The sequence below is a fragment of the Bartonella sp. AP58NXGY genome (assembly GCF_042195785.1).
In the GTDB taxonomy this organism is placed as follows: domain Bacteria; phylum Pseudomonadota; class Alphaproteobacteria; order Rhizobiales; family Rhizobiaceae; genus Bartonella.
Genome location: NZ_JBHIOY010000409.1, coordinates 1 through 568, shown reverse-complemented (window position 1 = coordinate 568; position 568 = coordinate 1). Strand labels below are relative to the sequence as shown.

The following is a 568-nucleotide window of genomic DNA, read 5'->3' as shown; positions in this document are numbered from 1 at the left end:
GTATTTTATGACATCACAAAATACAGAACAGATTTCTCAAACAAAGAAAAAATATAAACCCCCTAAGGCAGGAATGGGGCGTGTCAAAGGTGTACCCAATAAGAATACACGCCTTTTGAAAGAGGCTATTCTTAAAGCTGCTGAATTGGCAGGCAATAAGTATGGGAAAGAGGGGCTAATCTCTTACCTCGAAAAGCAGGCAATAAGATGCCCTGCGGCTTATTTAGCGTTGCTTGGGAAGATCTTGCCTTTGCAAGTGACGGGGGAAGATGGGGGCGCGATTAAGATCATAGGGCGTGTAGAAATTGCTCCTTTAACAATGAATGACGACAAGACAGATTAAGATTGTACCAAAACTCATTCCTATTTTTGCAGGAGACGCTTTGGTACGAGCGGCTTGGGGTGGACGAGGGTCTGGAAAGACAAGATCATTTGCCTTGATGGCTGCTTTAAAAGGCTATCAATTTGGTATGCAGGGGATATCAGGGACCATTCTTTGTGCACGTCAGTTTCAAAATTCGCTAGCAGAGAGTTCATTGGAGGAGATTAAGCGCGCCATTGAAGCCCA

General features: G+C 44.2%; 1 protein-coding gene and 1 pseudogene. Both read left to right on the top strand.

The window, feature by feature from the left end; translation table 11 throughout:
* Nucleotides 1-7 precede the first annotated feature (7 nt).
* Nucleotides 8-343 carry a hypothetical protein gene (locus ACFINC_RS11725; RefSeq protein WP_375610989.1) on the top strand — a complete coding sequence of 112 codons (336 nt, stop codon included), beginning with the start codon at nt 8-10 and terminating at the stop codon, nt 341-343.
* Nucleotides 324-568, top strand: a pseudogene (locus ACFINC_RS11720) (PBSX family phage terminase large subunit); the annotation flags it as partial. The gene ACFINC_RS11725 and the pseudogene ACFINC_RS11720, both read left to right, overlap by 20 nt.